General features: G+C 54.4%; 2 rRNA genes. Both read left to right on the forward strand.

Going from position 1 to position 3,362, the window contains the following annotated elements:
- Positions 1-245 precede the first annotated feature (245 nt).
- Positions 246-3,066, forward strand: a 23S ribosomal RNA gene (locus tag FHS55_RS23115).
- Between the two features lie 99 nt (positions 3,067-3,165).
- Positions 3,166-3,280 (forward strand): 5S ribosomal RNA (gene rrf / locus FHS55_RS23120).
- Positions 3,281-3,362: the final 82 nt, after the last annotated feature.

Here is a 3,362-nt window from a genome sequence, read left to right on the forward strand (position 1 = left end):
ATTCGGTCTGTCGCAAGACGGATCGGAACAGGAAACCCTCGGGTTTTGTGGATCCGGTCGTCGGGAGCGTGACCGCACCGTCATCGAATGACATGCGAAGCAAGCTGGTCTTTAGAAATAGCTTTGATGCCGTGAGGCGGGTCTCTCAAAACCGCCTCGCCCCCGTGATCTGCATGTCAGGTTGCACACCTGACGTGAGTACGGTTCACGTTGTTCCAAAAGGGGTGGGCATCGAAGATGAGAACGATCAAGTGTCTTAAGGGCATTCGGTGGATGCCTTGGCGCTAAGAGGCGATGAAGGACGTGGTACGCTGCGATAAGTTACGGGGAGCTGCGAACAAGCTTTGATCCGTAAATTTCCGAATGGGGAAACCCACCTTCGACGACTGGGACTCTGAAGTCTTGGCACACTGGAGCGATCCGGTGTGATGAGGCTTTGGAATTCCAGTTGTCAGATGAAGGTATCAAATCCTGAATACATAGGGGTTTGAAGCGAACCCGGGGAACTGAAACATCTAAGTACCCGGAGGAAAGGACATCAACAGAGACTCCGTTAGTAGTGGCGAGCGAACGCGGATCAGGCCAGTGGTGAATGAACGACAAGTGGAACCGGTCAGGAAAGCCGGACCTTAGTGGGTGATAGTCCCGTACACGTAATGCAATCATTCATCCTCGAGTAAGGCGGGACACGTGAAATCCTGTCTGAACATGGGGGGACCACCCTCCAAGCCTAAGTACTCCTTAGCGACCGATAGCGAACCAGTACCGTGAGGGAAAGGTGAAAAGCACCCCGACAAGGGGAGTGAAACAGTTCCTGAAACCGGATGCCTACAAACAGTAGGAGCCCAAGGTTCGTCCTGGGTGACTGCGTACCTTTTGTATAATGGGTCAGCGACTTAGTCTGGCGAGCAAGCTTAAGCCGGTAGGTGTAGGCGCAGCGAAAGCGAGTCTGAACAGGGCGTTCAGTTCGTCGGATTAGACCCGAAGCCAAGTGATCTAGCCATGAGCAGGTTGAAGGTGCGGTAACACGCACTGGAGGACCGAACCGGTGCCCGTTGAAAAGGTCTCGGATGACTTGTGGCTAGGGGTGAAAGGCCAATCAAACTTGGAAATAGCTGGTTCTCCGCGAAAACTATTTAGGTAGTGCCTCGCGTGAATACTCCAGGGGGTAGAGCACTGGATGGGCTAGGGGGATTTACCATCTTACCAAACCTAACCAAACTCCGAATACCTGGAAGTACTGCGCGGGAGACAGACGGCGGGTGCTAACGTCCGTCGTCGAGAGGGAAACAACCCTGACCTACAGCTAAGGCCCCCAAGTCGTGGCTAAGTGTGAAAGGATGTGAGAGTCCGAAAACAACCAGGAGGTTGGCTTAGAAGCAGCCATCCTTTAAAGAAAGCGTAACAGCTCACTGGTCTAGGATTCTTGCGCCGAAAATGTAACGGGGCTCAAGCCACGCGCCGAAGCTTAGGGTTTGCCTTCGGGCAAGCGGTAGCGGAGCGTTCCGTAAGCCTGCGAAGGAGGACCCGTGAGGGCCTCTGGAGGTATCGGAAGTGCGAATGCTGACATGAGTAACGACAAACAGTGTGAGAGACACTGTCGCCGAAAGTCCAAGGGTTCCTGCGTAAAGCTAATCTGCGCAGGGTTAGCCGGCCCCTAAGGCGAGGCCGAAAGGCGTAGTCGATGGGAATCAGGTGAATATTCCTGAGCCTGTGGGTAGTGACGAATCCCGTGTGTTGTCAGACGAATTGGTTCTGTTCTGGCTTCGAAGGGGTTCCAGGAAATAGCTCCCACAACATAGACCGTACCCGAAACCGACACAGGTGGACTGGTAGAGTATACCAAGGCGCTTGAGAGAACTATGCTGAAGGAACTCGGCAATTTACCTCCGTAACTTCGGGATAAGGAGGCCTTCCATGTGGGCAACCATGTGGGAGGGGCACAGACCAGGGGGTGGCAACTGTTTAGCAAAAACACAGGGCTCTGCGAAATCGTAAGATGACGTATAGGGTCTGACGCCTGCCCGGTGCCGGAAGGTTAAGAGGAGGGGTGCAAGCTCTGAATTGAAGCCCCGGTAAACGGCGGCCGTAACTATAACGGTCCTAAGGTAGCGAAATTCCTTGTCGGGTAAGTTCCGACCTGCACGAATGGCGTAATGACTTCCCCGCTGTCTCCAGCATAGACTCAGTGAAATTGAATTCCCCGTGAAGATGCGGGGTTCCTGCGGTCAGACGGAAAGACCCCGTGCACCTTTACTGCAACTTTGCACTGGCATTCGTGTCGGTATGTGTAGGATAGGTGGTAGACTTTGAAGCGAGGGCGCCAGCTCTCGTGGAGTCATCCTTGAAATACCACCCTTATAGATATGGATGTCTAACCGCGATCCGTCATCCGGGTCCGGGACATTGCATGGTGGGCAGTTTGACTGGGGCGGTCGCCTCCCAAAGAGTAACGGAGGCGCGCGATGGTGGGCTCAGACCGGTCGGAAATCGGTCGTCGAGTGCAATGGCATAAGCCCGCCTGACTGCGAGACTGACAAGTCGAGCAGAGACGAAAGTCGGCCATAGTGATCCGGTGGTCCCACGTGGACGGGCCATCGCTCAACGAATAAAAGGTACGCCGGGGATAACAGGCTGATGATGCCCAAGAGTCCATATCGACGGCATCGTTTGGCACCTCGATGTCGGCTCATCACATCCTGGGGCTGGAGCAGGTCCCAAGGGTTCGGCTGTTCGCCGATTAAAGTGGTACGTGAGCTGGGTTCAGAACGTCGTGAGACAGTTCGGTCCCTATCTGCCGTGGGTGCAGGAATATTGAGAGGATTTGTCCCTAGTACGAGAGGACCGGGATGAACGTACCTCTGGTGGAGCTGTTGTGGCGCCAGCCGCAGTGCAGCGTAGCTATGTACGGTCGGGATAACCGCTGAAAGCATCTAAGCGGGAAACCCACCTCAAAACGAGTATTCCCTTGAGAACCGTGGAAGACGACCACGTTGATAGGCCGGGTGTGTAAGTATGGCAACATATTGAGCTTACCGGTACTAATCGTTCGATTGGCTTGATCGTTCTCATCCTCGATGCTCATCCATCAGGAAATGATCAAACCTGAAGACCAGTTCCAGATCCAACAGGATCCTTGCTTCGCAAAATGCTGTGCTTCGCCGGCCTGGTGGCCATTGCGAGGAGCCCCAACCCGATCCCATCCCGAACTCGGCCGTTAAACTCCTCAGCGCCGATGGTACTATGTCTCAAGACCTGGGAGAGTAGGTCGCTGCCAGGCCTGCAAAGCACAGCTCGCTTCTTCACAAACCAACAAATCCCCGCTGTGGTTACCCCACGGCGGGGTTTTTGTGCGTCAAAAT

Origin of the sequence: Ancylobacter tetraedralis, assembly GCF_014195655.1 — a bacterium.
GTDB lineage: Bacteria > Pseudomonadota > Alphaproteobacteria > Rhizobiales > Xanthobacteraceae > Ancylobacter > Ancylobacter tetraedralis.